We start from the raw sequence: 17,529 nt of genomic DNA, 5'->3' as shown, positions 1-17,529 counted from the left end.
ATTAGCTGCCCCCTCTTTCTTTTTTGAAAAAAAGATACCAAATAGAAAATGTACAACCAATCATCCCTACTAGATAGATTCCTAAGCGGCCAATTCCTCCCGTATCAGGTAATGGTACTTTTGCCTGATTCGTGATGTCTAAAGAAATCTGGTTGTTTTTGGCTCCTGGTGAAAGAACAGACTCATACTCTTGTCCATCCACTTGAATTGATCCATCTTCTTTTATGATGATAGTAACTGGATCTTTTAGTCCTTGGTATCCTTCTGGTGTAAAGGTTTCGGTCAGCTTATAAGTTCCAGGTTTTAAATTTTCGAATAGAAAGGTGTCCGTTTCTTGTCCAGCTTTTGGCAACTCTAAGTCCATTTCTGGTCCTTGCAGTCTGAATTTGGCTCCTTTTAATGCCTGTCCGTTGTCTTCCTTTTTGTGTACTGTCAGGTCAAACGCTTTTAATCGATTTTGATGAGTGAGCGTCCACATGCCATTCGTTGTCTCGGTGTTTTCCCCCGTGTAAATAATCTTTCCATATTTGTCGATTTGGAATTCATAATTTCCCGGTGAAGTATCATATCCGACAGGACCAGCTGTTTCAACGACTCGATATTCTCCAGGTGTGAGTGAATCAAAAATGGCAAGACCTTTTTCATTCGTTGTTTGGCTGTCCATTGGCTGATAAGCACCGTTTGCTTCTTTTTTCTGTAGGGCAAAAGCTGCACCTTTAAGATTCATCTCTTTGCCCGTCCCTTGCATCGTATACTTACGTACTGCTATAGGAATTTCAACAAAAGGATTTTCAATGGTCAACTGGATCGTATCATCGGAAGTAGTGACTGTTTTTCCATCAATGGTTACCGTACCATCAGAAGCAATCTTGATTTCCCAAGTAGTCTTCTTGCTTAATTCATGACCTTCTGGAGCTTTTGTTTCTGTCAGTGTATAAGTCATTTCTTTTTGCAATTTGACATTTTCCGGAAGAGAATAGGTCCCATCACCATTATCAGTTAGTAAAGTATCAATAGAATCTCCTGTTAATTTGAAAACAGCGCCAATGAGATCCTTTTCTCCTGTAGAGGAATTTTTCGTTATTTTTAAGTCTAACGGTGTGAATTGTTTAGTATTCTTCCATGTCAGTGCATCTATTTGTTGAGAATCATATCCTGGTACAGGTAGTTCTTTGATTGTTTGGTAACTGAATGCTTGACCTTGATTATTATATTGAGGCAGTGATAGTATCTCGTGATAACTTTCTCCACTATTTGCAGAGAGTTTGTCGACGTCTGCACGTTCCCACGAATTTGCAGTATCTTTAGCTGGTTTAGTGATGCGGATATATCCGTTTTTCCAAGCTGCAGCATCTGTTGTATGGTTCCGTTGGATTTCAAAAGTGACTTGATCTGGACGATTAGCTGGATTATTGTCAAATTCTTCCCATAATTTTTTGATGTGAAGATTGACTCCGGGAGCTTTAGCAGATGGTATACCGAATTCAGCTAATTCGTCAGTGTCAATACTTGGTTGGAAAGTCGTCCTACCGTTCATTTGATACCAGAAATTCGGTTGGAAGTCCTCATTTTCTGTCTGGATCCTCACTTGGTAATGAATTTGGATTTCTTGGTCTTTTCCTAAATAAATCTGATTGCTCTTGATCGTATTTCCATCTATAGAAATAGTTGGAGTAACTGTTGTAGGGTTTGTTCCCACGCTTTTGACTGAAAGTGTACCAGGTTGATAAATAAATGGTTCTGCGATTGGATCATTTATTTGTCCATTACTTACAGTTGCAGAGATCTGTACAGCTTTTTTAGCCAGATATTCAGAGATATCTGTTGCATGATCGGCTGATTCATAATAAAGGTCACCTTTTTCATCTGCTGAAACCATTTGCCGCATACGAGACTCTACTTCTGCTTTAGATAGACCAGCTGCTGGATCGCTTTGAAGTTGGATACCAAGACCATGTATCTCGATTCCTCGTTCTTTAAGCGCCATCGCTTCTCCGATGGTTGCGATAAATGTGCTGTCTATTCTTCTGGATTGGTTGTTTTGGTCAGGTGCATAATAGCTTCTTGCAATTCGAGAAGTATTTCCCGGCTGATCTTGAGTATTGGAAAACTGGGTACCGTAATAATCGTTGCTTGGTTGTGCGTGTACTCGCTGTACTTTATAGGAAAATGTCGGTACACCATCCGTCAGCAAGACGATCACTTTTTTATGTCCGTTTGGAACGGATAGCATGTCTCCTGCATCTCTTAGTCCTTTTTGTGTAAAAGTACCGCCATTTGTCCATGAAGGTGTGATGGATTTTACTTGATTCTTTACTGAATCAAATGAACCCATCTGCACAGTACCGTTACTGTAGTTATAGCCATCACTGGAGTAGCCGACATATCCCATATTGATTTTGTCTGTGATACCGCTATCTGATAAAGTATCGACAAAACGATCGACACCGATTTTTACTTCACCGATCCGATCATTGTCGTTCATACTTCCTGACCAGTCTACGACCAATACGAGATCAAGAGGTGTGATATCTTTTTGTACATTTCCACGGGCATTCAAATAAACATCAAACAATCCAGGTGTAGTTGTCTCCTTTGCAAACTTACGTATCGCATAGTCTGCTTGATTGCCTGTTCCCCCGTATTCGATATACGAATGAGTCCGATCATTAGGATCTCCATCCCAAGAATTTATCCCATCCCATTGATTTGATCCATTTTTATTACCTTGGTGATCAAGAACATTTGTATTTCCTGTAGGTTGCCAATTGGCTTTAGGATAAGTGCCTTGATCATCCGTCGTATACTCTGTAGGAATCGTCTGGTTAGCTGAAACAGTCATAGCTGGCAAAGACAATGTAGGCAATGTAAAGGGGCTGACAGAATTTTCATTTTCTTCTGGTACTCCTTCTTTTGTTTCGTCTGTATTTGGTGTTGACACTTCTGTCTCTTTCTTGTGTTCTGTCGCATCAGTAATGTCATACTCTTTATTATCGACGATCAGCTTATTTGTCTGGCTGTGATAAAGTGTTGGATCGATTGGAAGACTTAGATTGATCGTTTGTTTAGTGTTTGGAGAGATTTCCAGCGTGGTTTTCCCGCTTTTTACCTGATAAGCATAGCCATCTCCTTCCTTTCTTTCCACATCACTTAAGTAATTCTCAACTAGACCAATTTCTTTCTCTACCTTTTCTGTACTGTTGTTATTCGCATTTAGTTTGACGTTCAGTGCTTTTTTCCCAGATTGATCTGAAGTGATTTCAGCTGAAATGATTTCTAACATTGTTGGATTATCTGTAGCTTCTGCTATTGCAGTTACAGGCAGAATGTTCGATAAACTCAATAATATCAGCACAAAAACAACTTTCAGCTTCTTCCCTGTGGTCGTCATTTTTCCCCTCCTTTTTATTTTTTTCTGTTTTGACGTGAATAGTGATGATTATTAAAATAAATAAACGTATTTATTCTAATATGATAATTATTATACGAAGGGCACTAGAGGGAATCACACCAATTTTCATACCAATTGGTTTCATTTATGACGTTGATTCCTTTGATTAATGAGCGTTTCATTAAAGAAAAGGGTTGAGGGAGAAAAACATATGATCAGGTTGCTGGAAGGAAACTATAGAAAGATGGAAAAAATCATTCGGATTCTATCCATTTCTGACAAGTGGATGACTAAAAAAGAACTTGCCAAACGAATCGGTAGTTCGGAATCTACGTTTGTAAGGTATATCGAAGAAATCAAAATCCGCTGGGGAACGGATGTAACGATTCAGTCTTCACAAAAATTGGGGTATCGACTTGAACATTTGAATGTACCGGCTTATTTAAATGTGCTAATGGAAATGTCACAAAGTTCTACAAATAGTCGTCTATTAAATGAAATCATTGTCAATCCGGGTAAAACGATCGAGTATTATTGTGAAAAAATCTCGATTAGTCGTTCTTCTTTTACGCGTAAGTTGAAACAATGCAATCAAATTTTAGAAAGCTATTTATTAAAAGTAATCGTCGATCAAGGGTTTCAGTTGACTAGCCTGAAAAGTGAGCTCCAGCTGCGTATCTTTGTCACCTTTTTCTTTTTAAGCTACTATGGAAGACGTACTTTGCCATTTCCAATCGAAAAAAAGAAGATCAAAGAAATTATGTCAAAGAACAATTGTCAGTTGAATTTATTCCAAGAAGAAAGTCCTTATGAGCAATCTTTCTTTATTATGTATTTTGTTGTGCATCTTATGCGGGAATCACAAGGAAATCCATTCGAATGGAAAGCTGGAGACCCATACGTAAAGTTGATAAATATAGATAAAAAAGACCTTTTGATCTTGAAAAATCTTTTAGGGAAATTGAAGTACAGCAGCTATATAAAAGTAGTGAACTATTTTGTCAATACGATTTTTTCGGAATTTTCGGAGAAAGAAAAAAATGAAATCAGTGAACAGATACGAAAAAATATATCCTACTGTTCATTTTCATCTGCTGATTGCAAAGAAAAAAACGAAGAATTTGTTGTTCGACTCTTAACTCAAATTTATTTTTTCTCACGTATTTTTCCATACGATACGACTCATTTGACGATTCGTGCCACTTTCTTTGCGGAACAGATGCAACATCGTCATATCCGTCTATATGCTGGATTTCGTGCAGAACTTCAATTTTATTACACCCTACTGAATCGAAATTTGATTTATTATTTATCTAGCTATATATTTTGGATGCTTATTGGTAATCCTGAAATACACCATTATACTTCCGATAAAAAAATACTGATCGTCAGTGACTTAAGTCTTCGACATAGTCGATACATTGAAGAATATGTCAGTGATGTTCTTGCTGTGCATAAGATTCACTCTGAAACAACTGCTATCACTGAAGATCAACTTTCGAAGTACAATCTTCTTGAGTATGACCTGATCGTCACGAATCAACCAATTCCGAATACCCATGTTCCTTATATGTTGATTGATGATAGTGTGTCATTCGCAAATGAAGAAGAACTGATCCGCTTATTTGAGCTATAAACAATCAAAAAACAGCTATGTATACTCTACCATCCTGATAAAAATATCATGAGAAATAGACATAGCTGTTTCTTTTTATTGGATACCTTTTGCAATCCAACGAGATTTAGGGCGAAAGTATATCAATAGTTATTCTTTCATTTTCAATCATAATTATCTGTTTATGAAACATCTTTTGTTGATTCATAATGTTAGGATCATTTTACTTGTTATCTTCCTCCGGGTCCCGCCATCTGACTCATTGAAATAGTTTCACCTGACTGTGAGACACTTGCTGTGTTTTCCGAGAGTGTAAATGAACCAAGCTCAGTTCCAGTTGTTTCTGATCCGGTATCAAATAACCCATTTTGTGGTTCTGTATTTGCAGTACCACCACTGACAATCGAGTAAGTATCTCCAGTGATCAATTCTTTTGTAGAAATAACAATTGTTTGATAATCTTTTGCGGGTTGATATGTGACCACAGTATCACCGCTGCTATTTTTGATGCTTATCAAAGTACCAGCTGATTGAACCGAATCAAACGTGATTGCAATGGTACCTTGTGTAGAAGAATCGCTAACTGTTTGCGCCATCCCACTTGCACCCGCAGCTACCAGTGAGCCACCGGATACATCAAATGTTCCTCCATAATCCAATGCGCCGTTTCCGCCATTTGTCGGTCCATCAACAGTAACTGTTCCGCCAGACATAGTGATATTTCCGTTACTATCTAATCCATCTCCTTCAGAATTGACTGACAGAGTCCCTCCGCTAATCGTTATTTGTTTGCTGTCATCTGATTCATCTGGAGCTCCGCCAAATGAATCAGCACCAAATTTTCCATTTTCCTGACTTGTGTCATTTCCTCCACCGGCATTTACCCCGTCATCACTGGCTACTATTTTTGTTTGTCCATCTTTGAAGTTAATCACAGCTGATTCTATTCCTTCGTAAGACTGTTGGATGTCAACAACACCTGCACTGATTGTCAATTCATTATCTGCGTGGATACCATCGTCTCCAGTTTTAGCTGTAATTGTACCGCCAGTAAGTTCAAAAGTGTTATTGGAATGGATGCTGTCATCAGCACTGTCTATGGAGTAGGTCCCACTGCTTATTTTTACTTGATTTCCAGCTTTGATTCCTTTGTAACTTTCATTTGTATTTATAGTTTGACTATTTGCCCCATCTGCAGTTTTGATTGTCATCTCAGCGTTTTGTAAAGTTGTATTTGTTTCTGCTTGAATGCCATCTCTTCCGCTACTAATTTCAAAAGTACCACCATCAATTGCTACGTATCCTTTTGTTTCATCTTCTGTATTGTTTGCTTGGATAGCGTCCCCTTCTGTTGTATTCAAGTTATAATTCCCGTTTCGAATAGAAACAGAATCTTTTCCTTTGATAGCATTGTTTTTAGCAGTAACTTCATATGTTCCTGAAACGAGTACAAGATCATCTTTGCTCCTGATTCCATTGCTGTAATTTCCATTGACTTTTAACGTGCCGGTTCCATTAATCGTTAAATCTTCTTTGCTGTATAATGTTGCGTCGGGTTCTGTTTCATTTTCAGCAAAAGAATAATTTTCACCATCTTTTAGATTGTTCGTTTTATTGTCAGCTAATGTTAGGATCACCTTCTCTGCTTGCTGGATATTGACGGCTGATCCGCTTGTATTAGTAATAGAGACACCGTTAAAGATCAAATGGATTTTTGCTTCTTTCGACGCATTGATAATGAGCTGGCCATCAGAAAGCGTTCCACTGAGGACGTATGTTCCTTCTTCTGAGATCGTTACTGTTTCTCCCTCTGCTGTTGCTCCGTTTCCATTGATAACCGGTTCTTCATCTAACGTTATTTTTGCTGCTGAGGTCTCATCGTATTCTGTTGATAAATCTTCTTCCTCGTACTTCCCATAGTAATTAGCTAACTCTTCCGATGTACTATTACTTGTTTGAGACGATGAGTTACTTGTTTCGGTATTACTCGTTTTGTTGCTAGATGATGATTGTGAACAAGAAGCAAGAAACAAGCTTGCAAGGAGCATTGTATAAATTGTTTTTTTCATCTAGTATCCTCACCTTTCAATGTTACAATTCATCGCGATTTGTAGCGACTTTTCCTAATACGACAGGCAGATTTCCATTCCTAACACGAACTCGATCAATCAATTCTTTTTCTTTTCCTTGGTCTTTCATCAGAATAACGTAGCGTAGTTCATATAAACTTCCCATTGTTGTTGTTCTCACAGAAGATAAATGATTGGTATAAGTATATTCTTCAAATATATCTGTAAATAATTCTGGGTAATCTAAATCCTCTGGTATTGTTATTTTTAATTCTCGTTCGGCAATTTTTTCTCTGCTTCCAAAAGGTGATAAATATAGAAACAGTAAAAATAAAGCTACAATAACAGAAAATAACACAACATAAACTACGTATCCCATTCCAGTAGCGATCCCGATACCCATTGACCAAAAAATACTGGTAATTTCACGAGAACCACCTGCAACAGAGCGGAAACGAATTAAGCTGAAGGCGCCTACTACTGCTAAACCAGTGCCAAGGTTACCATTAACTAGCATAATGACAGATTGAACAAGCACCGGTAAAACAGCTAAAGTTACGACGAAGCTTTTAGTATAAACATTTCGCTGCATATGGATAAATGCAACTAATAATCCTAAAACTAATGAGACAATGATACACAAAAGCAAATCGGTAAACTGAATGGTTGTTCCTGATTCAAACAGACTAGATAGCATGGATTTCTTCCTCCTTATGTTGAACAAATAGATGTCTTTTGTACGTTTCTGCATATTTTGAGAAACTGCTTTTTCGTACTGTAAATTTATTTAACAGTTCAACAAACCATAAAGGATAAGCCCCCATTGCCTTTACTTCCATTAGCACACCAAGTTCAGGTGCAACTAGCTGTCCGCCACTTCCTTTTTTTAAATCAAGACAGGTATCTCGAAAACGAATTTTCTGATCAAAGGTCACTCGGAATTCTACTTCTTCGTCAGTGAACAAAGATATTCTGTCATAAGAGATCAATACTTGTGGAGTCAAATCTGGGTGCTGCTTGAACAACCAAAAGATCTCTTCGTTGATTTGATTACTGTCTACGTTGTTTCTTAAATAAAAATCTTTACTTTTCAACCAACATTCGTATGTTGAGTAATCCACAGGCAGCCTTCTTTTATAGACAATCCCATTTACTTTCTTTTTGATTTCCAAGAATATAGTACTCTCTTCGCTAGGGATTCCGTAGCTTCTTACTCTGAATTTTTCTTTGTATATTGGTTTATCCATCGAATGCTGAATAAACTGAAAATCTTTCGTATCATAATACAGAGACATGATTGTATGAAGCCCGTATTCGTCTATTGCCATCTTTTTTTCAAGTTGCTCGAAAAAAAGAGGAAATTGCTGTTCGGTCAATAAATATTTGTTTTCTTTTCTTTGAAATACTTTTTTTAGTTTCATGTTTTCTCCCCTTTACTGTTTGGTGATTATAACAACGAGTCTATGTAAACAAACTTAAATTCTCCTTAATTTAATACATAAGTGGATTCTTTGATTATTTAAGCCAATTTTATGCTATCCATGTTAAACTAAAGTGATCAAATGAATGAGGTGGGAAAATGATTAAACTATTAGTAGTAGAAGACGATAAAGTATTATCAAACAATATAAAAGAAATACTCACAACAATTGGTGAGATAACACAAGTTTATAACGGTGGTGAAGGACTGTTTGAGTTGGAAAGCGGTGTTTATGACCTTGCAATCTTGGATTTGATGATGCCGGAAATGAATGGTTATGAAGTCCTAGCAAAGTTACGGAAAGAAAAAATACAGACTCCTGTATTGATTTTGACAGCAAAAGATAGTTTGGAAGATAAGATTGAAGGATTTGAACGTGGTGCAGATGATTATCTGACAAAACCGTTCTATCGAGAAGAATTGATCATGCGCGTGAAAGCATTATTGAAACGATCGCTTGGTCTCTTTGATGAAAACATTCTGAAGTATAAGGATATCAGTTGTGATCTAAAAAGTAATGAAGTATTGTATAAAGAACAAGTTTTGCCCATACAAGGAAAAGAGTTTGAATTACTCGTTTATTTTTTACAAAATAAAGGAATCATTTTGACAAAAGAGCAGATATTTGATCGGATCTGGGGATTTGATTCTGATACGACGATTACAGTTGTTGAAGTTTACATGAGCAATTTACGGAAACATCTACGCAGTACTGGACTAGATAAAGAAATCAAAACTTTACGTAATGTTGGTTATATATTGCAAGGGGTGTGATGCAATGAATGGAGATATTACACGCAAGCAGCGCAGCCGTTTTTTTGCAACGAATGTAGCTGCATTTGCTTTGATCTTTTTTCTTCTGGGGTTTATTACTTTACAGATATTGAACCAATCTGCGTATAGAGAAACGGATCTTTCATTAGAGAAAACAGATTTTGATTCTCGGACAGTACAATTAGAGATACAAAGGTATCAGCAAGGTGATCCCTTTTTGAACCCGAATCAAATGGAACAAAACAGAACAAACATGGAACAACCATTGATGGAACCATCAAATGACCGATTTAACACTCAAGTGATCTTGTGGTCTGAAAATGGTGAGATATTGAATAAGGCAGCTATTGGTGGACGCTTCAATCAGATCAAAGAATTAAAAATGGATACAAAAAATCTGAATACCATCCAAAATATTGAATTAAATGAAGAAAACGACTCATCTACCCTCTCCTTCCGCTCGATAACGAAAAAAGCAGAGACGAATCAAGTTGGTGTTGCCTATATCCAAATTTTAGAAAATACAAATCAAATCAAAAATTCATTAGCAACTTTTCGCACAATTATGATTTTGTGTATGGTTGTTTTCTGGCTTATCTCAATTGGCATTAGTTATTACTTGTCTAGTCTAAGCATGCGCCCTATCATTCTTTCTTGGAGAAGACAAAAAGAATTTGTCGAAAATGCTTCTCATGAATTACGTACACCGTTAACGATTATTCAAAATAGTTTGGAACATCTGTTTACCAAACCTGATCATACCATCATTGAGGAATCTGAAAGTATTGCTCAAGCATTGTCAGAGACGAGACGGCTCACTGGATTGACTTCAGATCTGCTGACGATTGCCCGAAATGATTCTGATCAGCAGCTACTTTCAAAACAAATGATCAATACACAGGAATATATCGAAAACCTTGTTAAACCATTTCAAGAGATGGCCACCATAGACGGAAAGGAGTTTATCCTTCATAACGAGGCAACATCAGAAGTACCAATTGACGAAAAAAAGATCCATCAAGTTTTGGTTATTTTGCTAGATAATGCCTTAAAATATACGAATCCAAAAGATAAAATTATTTTAGATTCGTCTGTTAACCATAAAGAATGGCTGATTCACGTAAAGAATACTGGCCCTTCTATCAGTGAAGAAGATCAAGTAAGAATCTTTGATCGATTTTATCGGGAAGATCAATCTCGTGCGAAGGAAACTGGCGGTTACGGACTTGGATTGGCGATTGCAAAACAGATAATCGAACAGCACCACGGACAAATTTCTGTATCCAATTATCTTCCACAAGGAGTTGATTTTAAAGTCCAATTACCGTTGAAGCCTAAAAAATAATGCTTAACTCTAAAACATACTAGGAAAAGGGCTGTGACAATAATCTTGTCACAACCCTGTTTTCCGAATAAACGGTGTTCCAGAAGTAGCTTCTTCGAAAATAAGCCGAAATTTCACAAAAATTTGAGAAACAAATTTCGTAAACTCCTTCTTATTTCTTGAAGCTGACCACTTCTGTCACAACCTCTTTAGCTTACGCTTAAGATTTTTTATTGCGGTCTTCAATGTGTACATCACCGCTTGTGTCAATATCCAATTCTTCTCGGCTAACATCTTCTGTCACTTTTTCAACGTCTTCATGTTCTTCTTTATGAATTCCCACTTCTTCACGAACAACTGTATGCTTGCTAACATCTACTTGCTCTTCTTTGATTGGGATAGTGATCGTGTCATCTTCCAAGTTTTCGTCTGTACCCTGTGAAGATGGATCTGTTACTGGTTTGCGCTCGATGACGATTTCTTCACGTTTGACCGGTACTTCTACCGTTTCAGTATCGTTGACCACATGTTTGTGGATGTCGACTTCTCCAGTGGTAACATCATGTGTATTTACATCTAATTTTTCTTCTTTTAGTTGAATCGTATCATCATCTAGATTTGGTTTGCGATCGATGTCTTCCGTCTCTTTTGTACCCATAGAATCAGCTTCGCCAGGTACGTCCATCGGATCAGTTCCTGGTGTCATATTCAGTGGATCTGTTGTATTTTGAAAGCCTGTCGTGCCATCTACGTCCATTGGATCAGTGCCAGTCCCAGTCCCTAGTCCTGTTCCCATTGTGCTTGCTGGGCTAACAGTATCTTGTGTATCCATTGTGTCTTCTGTTGTTTCTGGCTGACGATAGCCTTTTACTGTGATGACAAATTTTCCAGCAGAAATATCTCCTCTATACTGATATAAAGGATCATTTTCTGGCGTAGCCGTCTCAGAATCATAGGTATCAAAAGAAAAAGTGTCTTTTATTCTTTCCCATAAAGAGCGATCTTCTTCGCCATCCATCCGATTCTCGTCTGTTTCAACATCTATACCGGATAATCCGTCGAATCCCAGTCTAGTTGCTGCTTCATCAGTAGTATAAATAACGATATCATCTCGATCATACCCTTCGTTACGCAACCGTTCGATTACTGATAATGCTTCATCCCTTGTACTGTAGCTACCGATGACTGTTAAATTTTTGTCTTCCATGTAAATTCCTCCTAGCAAATAGATTTATGATTGGTATATTTTTACTTATAAATTTATTCTATAGGAGACGATTGATTTCTACAAATATTTAGATTGGAATTAGATTAAAATATTTTAATTGAAATTTTGGAATATCTATGCTAATAGCAAAATATATATCACTAAAATAGTCATTTGTGCATTTATTCCTATAGGAAATTTTTTGAAAAATTTCTTATATTTTCCATTTATTACGATTGTATTATTTATCCAATCCTTGAATAAGCAAGCTACTTATATAGATAAATAGACTGATTCCTAGTATAATCGTTCCTATCATAGGATAAATTCCTATGTAAGGTGATGAAGCTCCAGCTATTTCTAATATTCCTTTAAGAATCATTCCGACGATATAGCTAGCCAAACCCGTATTGAATAAATTGAAAGCTAGGCGATTTCGAAAAGTATTTAATATTTTTTCGAAAATAAAAAGGAATGCCCCTCCTACCATTGGAATAACCCAGACCCATTTCAGTGCTTGTGAAGTGACCCCGTGGCTAAAATGATGATAAACCAATTGAAAGATGAAAAGAATGACTGAACTAATAAAATAACTATAAAACGTTTTTTTCTTATTCATAATTATACCCCTTTTCTTAACCTATAAAAACGATATCGCTGACAGATCGTTCAGAGTTTCCACTTCCGCCGACTGTTTGATTAATGACTTTTCCATTGAAATAAAGCGTTGTTGACCCTCCACCATCTAAATTATATGCGGTTTTTGCTCCATGATTTTTCAATACAGTTGCTAGTTCGCTGAGACTCAACCCTTGACTATCATCTGTTCGACCTTCTGAAACAACAACGAGATAATGGTTTGTTCCAACTTGAGCAATTGCGGTTCGTGGATTACTTTGCATCGACTGCGACACTTCCTCATCTTCAGAAACAGTGACTTCTCCATCTTCAACTAAAGCAGGACCAAAAGATAAAACTTGTTGTACATCTTCTTCTACTAGCTTTTCAGCAGATGTTTCTGCTTCTTTTATTATTGAGAAATCACCATTTTTATCAATTACTAAGTCTTCTTTTGTTTCATCTTCACTAGGTGTATCACGATATAGTGTGCCATTTCTAAGTACATATCCTGTATCTCTAAAACCATAATAATCTCCGTTTATCGCTAAAATCGCTTGTTGTTCTTGTGCGATCGCAGATGTAGTTTCTTTGATGTTGCGTCCATACGTATTGTTTGCCAAAGCTGTTTTTAAATAGCTAGAATCGCTTACTGTAATATCAGCAACATAAACTGTGGTTTCATCAACACGTTCTGAAGATAATGTGATATTGATATTTTCATCTTGGTAGCTATTATCTGTAATCACTGGTTCAAAAGAACTTGAGTTACTCGTATTTTTTGTGTCTGTTGTCGAAGTGGAAGTCTCATTGGATACCGATTCTACTGCTGCTATTTCCTGAGGCAAAACAAATGTTTTTAATAATATATAACTTGAACTTCCTAACAAGAAAACACTCGATAGACATGCCCACATATATTTTTTTCGTAAAAAATGTTTCATAAAGATTTCCTCCTAACAAAAGACTATGCGTCTTTGAATCGAAAAACTGGCAAAAAACAATAAAATATCCACAACGGCCTTACAAAGCAAAAGCGACTGAATAATAACCGAAAGGATCGACACACCTAGCCAACTTAAAATCAGTTGAAGGAGAAACGGCAAGCTGTATTTATAAAAAGCAGTACGGGCTCTTTGTTTTCTGAACACATAATGTCGATTCATTTGATAATTGAAAATTCCTGATAGTACTCTAGAAAGTACGGTAGCAATCAACAAAGAAGCCATTGTATGATTTCCAATAAAAAATATAATGGAATAGAATAGTCCAATATCCACCAATGAAGAGGAAATCGAAGAAAAAAAGAAACGAATGAACGGACGATAAACAAGATAGGAATCTTGGAATATTCGAAAATGGGAACCTTTATTTCCATCGCTATATATTGTTTTGATAGGGATCGTAGTCATTCGATAGCCGATCTTTGGTAAAACTAGCAGTTGATTGATTTCATATTCAAACCGATTTCCTTCGATTTTGAGCAGTTCAGATAAACTAAAGATAGAAAATCCCCTCAGTCCTGTTTGTGTATCCTGTAAGTGGATACCTGAGGAAAGATAATAAAAACCGCTCGTCATTCGATTCCCGAAATAGCTTCGAAAGGGCGTGTTTTCATACGAAAAATCTCTTACACCCAAAAGGAATTCCTGACCAGCTAATCGATCTACTGCCACTAGCATTTTTTGGATGTCTTCGATTTCATGCTGACCATCACTGTCTGCTGTGACAACGCCAGTAATGTCTGGATAGGAATCAAGTATAACTGAAAAGCCGAATTTTAATGCATATCCCTTGCCTTTGTTGTCAAAATAGCTGATTTTAGTGATATTAGGATGTTCCATTCGCTGAAACAGTTTTTGATAGGTTTTCCCACTTCCATCATCAACAATGATAATCGGTACGTTTACAGATTGTGCTAATTGATTAATGAAGAATACAGTGTTTTCTGTGGGTTCGTAGATTGGAATTAATAGAATAGCTGACATATACTCACCTGCTTTTATTTGAAATTGTAGTTATTGTTGCAAGTGAAACTTAAGGGCTTCTTAAAAACTAAGAGAATCACCTCTGATTTTGTAAAGACTTTTAAAAGACAGTTACATGGATGTTCGTTATCAAAGCAAGACAAATTCCCTATCGTCATTTGAGGAAATGCGGTAAAATAAAGGAAATGAACAATAACTGGAGGGATTTGTATTGGACAGCAAAACTAGAAAACAACTGCAAGAAAAATTAAAACAACGTACACATTTGCTCCCTTCCGTCTTTCAACAGTTTTTAGAAGAAAATCGCTCTTCTTTATCATTAGGTAGTCGCTATGAATATGCAAAAGATTTCCATTTGTTTACTGATTATTTGAGAAAAGTATTTTCTGAAGAAGTGGATGATCAGCTGATTATCCGTTTAGAAAAACAAGATTATCAGAATTTCTTAGCTAAAATCTATCGACATACTCGTTCGTTCCAAACTACAGCGAACCAAGAAACGGAGCAATTGTTTGAAAATAGCTATTACGGGATTTCGAGGAAGCAATATTCATTAAATCATTTTTTACGATTTTTATATCAAAAAGGACTAATTGAAGAAGAGATCTCTCTTTTGGGTACAAGTTTACCGGAAACAACTAAAGCAGCTCCGCGATATATCGATGCAGAACTTTTCAAAGATTTTGAGCATTTGTTTATCCCGATTGAAGGCTTTCAAACAAGCAGAGAAGCTAGCTTTGAAGAAAAGAATAGACCGAGGAACCTTGCGATTACTGCCATTCTTCTGTATTGCGGATTAAAGATCCATGAAGTAGTAGAACTTAAACGTAAAGATGTATCTTTGACCAAGCAGATTCTTAATCTGAATAGAAAAGAAAACAGATTGAGTAAAGTACCAATACCAAAAGAAGCGATGCCGTTTCTGGAGAACTATTTTAAGTTAACCGCACAAAATACGGACGAAAATTCTTTTGTTTTTCGTTCCTCGCATGATCAACAAATTTCTCCTCGGACTATTCGCCAAATTTTGAGCAAAATCACAGTGTATAAGAATGTATCACCAGAATTATGCCGAAAAACCTATCGCTATTATACCGAACTATATTTAGATGATGCTGACGCGGTAAACTATTTATGCGGTAATCGATACCTATCTTCCCACTCTTTTCAAGAAATCTGGGAAAAAATGGTTGATTTTTCTTATCACGAATTAGCGGCATTCGTTCAGGTTTCTGTCACATAGGAACCTGAACTTTTTTTCACAATAAACTATATTATTGTATAAAGGTTTATGTTACGATTATCTTGAGTTTGTATATTACTTAACAAAAGATAATGGAGTGTGAATGATGGAGACCATAACGTATTCCCCTTTGAATTTATTTACGAATTTTCAAGAAGCTGCAGCTGGCTTTTCCGAGACCCTGATTATCTGTGATCAGCCGCTTTCTGCTTTTCCTGAGTTAGGACTTGAAACAACCTACAAAAAATGCTTTGAAAGTGTGTTAGATCGAGCTTATCAATTAGCCCATCTTGGTGTGAAATCTGGAGACAAAGTCATTATCTATAAGAGTTCCGCTTTTGACACATACCTTCTCGCTGTTTCTGTGTCTTACCTTGGTGCAGTGCCTGTCATGACTTCTTATCATCTACCAACAGCGACAATGGAAGTATTTATCGACCGTTTAGAAGACCCCTTCATTTTATTTGATGATGAGACAAAAAAACGAGTGGGAGAAATTTCAAACGGGACTAAGTCAAAACAGATTCCTATTTTTTATTTACTGGAGCAACCTACTTTTCCTGTTCCCCAATCGTTTTTAGCTAAAAATGAAATTTCTTATATGACCCATACTTCTGGTACAACTGGTATCCCTAAGCTTATTTGTCATTCTGCTCATTCTATGGGTTGGCGAACGAAATGGCAAAAAACTGTTTTTGCGAAAATTTCAGAAAAGAAATTAATCGCTTTTCACATTTCCCCCGTACATTCTAGATTCAATATTGGCATCTCTTCTTTGATGTCCATGGGTTTTCCTATGATGCCTTTAGCAGACGCACAAAGTTCAAAAGTTATTCGTATGTTGGAAACCCACCGACCAATCGCATTAGAGACTCATCCGAATAACTTTGTTCAGTGGAGTTTTACTGCTAAAGAACATCCAGAAGCTTTCTCTGGCATCCGTTATTATCACTCTACTTTTGATGCCATAAACAATCAGACAATGGAAACATTTTTGCGAACATCAATAACACAAGATGCGGTATTCCTTCAAGTATATGGCCAAAGTGAATGTGGACCAATGATTCTTAAGGCTCATACACTGGAAAGTTTGAAAACGAGTGATGCAAGAGATATGGGCGTTGGACTGGAAGACATGACAAGCGCTCGGATCACAGATTCAGTTGGGAATGTCCTTCCTGAAAATACAGATGGTCATATACAATTACTGTCTAAAGGACGGGCTTTGACTTATTATAAGGAAGATGCACGGTTCCAGGAAAATGTTTATGGCGATTGGTGGGATAGCGGAGATTACGGTTTTATGGATAATCGTGGTCACCTATTTTTGAAAGATCGGCAAGTAGATTTGATCGAAACGATCAACAGTACATTAGCTATTGAAGACTTTTTATTAGACTCGTTAGATTTTTTGGCAGAAGTAGTGATTGTAAGGGATAAAAATCATTCTCCACAGCCGATTATTGCTTTAGCCCCTGATAAAGAAATGGATTGGAATCGCTGGTGGGAGCAAGTCCATGAACTTCCATGTTTGAACGCCCCTATCATCCTTGACTTTGATGCAATCCCGCGAACAGCTACAATGAAAGTTCAGCGGCTTCAAATCGAGAAAGAATTAAAAACACAAAACAACTAATCGTTTTTAAGTGGTTGTGAAAAAGCTGTCCTGCATCAAGTAATAAGAACAGCCAAACAAAAGTGGTTCCTCATATTTTGCCGTTTGTTGAGCTAATATCGAGGACCAGCTAATTGAACATCGTTTATTTGGAAAAAGGGAATGTGACACGATTTTTGTCACATTCCCTTTTCGCTTCTTTTGA

At 36.8% G+C, this 17,529-nt stretch carries 13 protein-coding genes; 5 read left to right on the top strand and 8 right to left on the bottom strand.

Translation table 11 applies throughout. The features are described 5' to 3' along the window. Nucleotide 1 precedes the first annotated feature (1 nt). Nucleotides 2–3,391, bottom strand: coding sequence for a SpaA isopeptide-forming pilin-related protein (locus tag QK255_RS06660; protein WP_002342198.1), 3,390 nt, complete (start codon nucleotides 3,389–3,391; stop codon nucleotides 2–4). A 211-nt stretch (nucleotides 3,392–3,602) separates the two neighbouring features. Between QK255_RS06660 and QK255_RS06655 the strand changes: the two genes are divergently transcribed. After that, a complete protein-coding gene (locus tag QK255_RS06655) occupies nucleotides 3,603–5,027 on the top strand; it encodes an AcpB/EbpR/MafR family transcriptional regulator (RefSeq protein ID WP_002290390.1) in 1,425 nt (474 codons plus the stop codon). A 209-nt stretch (nucleotides 5,028–5,236) separates the two neighbouring features. Here QK255_RS06655 and QK255_RS06650 read toward each other — a convergent pair whose 3' ends face one another. The 3 genes from QK255_RS06650 to QK255_RS06640 are packed head-to-tail and all read right to left on the bottom strand — an operon-like array spanning nucleotide 5,237 to nucleotide 8,496. Beyond that, entirely contained in the window at nucleotides 5,237–7,075 is a 1,839-nt protein-coding gene (locus tag QK255_RS06650; protein ID WP_002290389.1) for a carbohydrate-binding domain-containing protein, read from the bottom strand. 22 nt (nucleotides 7,076–7,097) lie between these two features. Continuing rightward, nucleotides 7,098–7,772, bottom strand: a complete 675-nt coding sequence (locus tag QK255_RS06645; RefSeq protein ID WP_002290388.1) for a DUF4956 domain-containing protein — start codon at nucleotides 7,770–7,772, stop codon at nucleotides 7,098–7,100. Continuing rightward, a complete protein-coding gene (locus QK255_RS06640) occupies nucleotides 7,762–8,496 on the bottom strand; it encodes a polyphosphate polymerase domain-containing protein (protein ID WP_002290387.1) in 735 nt (244 codons plus the stop codon). Before QK255_RS06640 ends, QK255_RS06645 begins: the two co-directional genes overlap by 11 nt. Nucleotides 8,497–8,654: 158 nt before the next feature. Here QK255_RS06640 and QK255_RS06635 point away from each other — a divergent pair, with 158 nt between their 5' ends. Both QK255_RS06635 and QK255_RS06630 read left to right on the top strand, forming a co-directional pair. Further along, entirely contained in the window at nucleotides 8,655–9,329 is a 675-nt protein-coding gene (locus tag QK255_RS06635) for a response regulator transcription factor (protein ID WP_002290386.1), read from the top strand. A 4-nt stretch (nucleotides 9,330–9,333) separates the two neighbouring features. Beyond that, a complete protein-coding gene (locus QK255_RS06630; RefSeq protein WP_002290385.1) occupies nucleotides 9,334–10,674 on the top strand; it encodes a sensor histidine kinase in 1,341 nt (446 codons plus the stop codon). Nucleotides 10,675–10,873: 199 nt separating this feature from the next. On the opposite strand, the gene QK255_RS06625 is transcribed toward QK255_RS06630, so the two are convergent. From QK255_RS06625 to QK255_RS06610, 4 genes are all read right to left on the bottom strand, one after another. Beyond that, a complete protein-coding gene (locus tag QK255_RS06625; RefSeq protein ID WP_002292433.1) occupies nucleotides 10,874–11,860 on the bottom strand; it encodes a DUF2382 domain-containing protein in 987 nt (328 codons plus the stop codon). Nucleotides 11,861–12,101: 241 nt separating this feature from the next. Continuing rightward, nucleotides 12,102–12,479, bottom strand: coding sequence for a hypothetical protein (locus QK255_RS06620; protein ID WP_002292434.1), 378 nt, complete (start codon nucleotides 12,477–12,479; stop codon nucleotides 12,102–12,104). 16 nt (nucleotides 12,480–12,495) lie between these two features. Further along, the gene (locus QK255_RS06615; RefSeq protein ID WP_002292435.1) at nucleotides 12,496–13,422 is read right to left on the bottom strand and encodes a phosphodiester glycosidase family protein; all 927 of its coding nucleotides are present in this window, start codon (nucleotides 13,420–13,422) and stop codon (nucleotides 12,496–12,498) included. A 12-nt stretch (nucleotides 13,423–13,434) separates the two neighbouring features. Continuing rightward, nucleotides 13,435–14,466 carry a GtrA family protein gene (locus tag QK255_RS06610; protein ID WP_283341516.1) on the bottom strand — a complete coding sequence of 344 codons (1,032 nt, stop codon included), beginning with the start codon at nucleotides 14,464–14,466 and terminating at the stop codon, nucleotides 13,435–13,437. A gap of 211 nt (nucleotides 14,467–14,677) precedes the next feature. On the opposite strand from QK255_RS06610, the gene QK255_RS06605 reads away from it, so the two are divergent. Then, the gene (locus tag QK255_RS06605; protein ID WP_002292437.1) at nucleotides 14,678–15,709 is read left to right on the top strand and encodes a tyrosine-type recombinase/integrase; all 1,032 of its coding nucleotides are present in this window, start codon (nucleotides 14,678–14,680) and stop codon (nucleotides 15,707–15,709) included. 103 nt (nucleotides 15,710–15,812) lie between these two features. Further along, nucleotides 15,813–17,345 (top strand): AMP-binding protein, encoded by a 1,533-nt coding sequence (locus tag QK255_RS06600; protein WP_283341515.1) that lies wholly within the window; start codon nucleotides 15,813–15,815, stop codon nucleotides 17,343–17,345. The last annotated feature ends 184 nt before the right edge of the window (nucleotides 17,346–17,529 follow it).

This window comes from Enterococcus sp. ZQ21, assembly GCF_030053755.1.
Lineage (GTDB): Bacteria > Bacillota > Bacilli > Lactobacillales > Enterococcaceae > Enterococcus_B > Enterococcus_B lactis.
The sequence above is the reverse complement of the archived record's forward strand: the minus strand, read 5'-3'. Positions and strand labels throughout refer to the sequence as shown.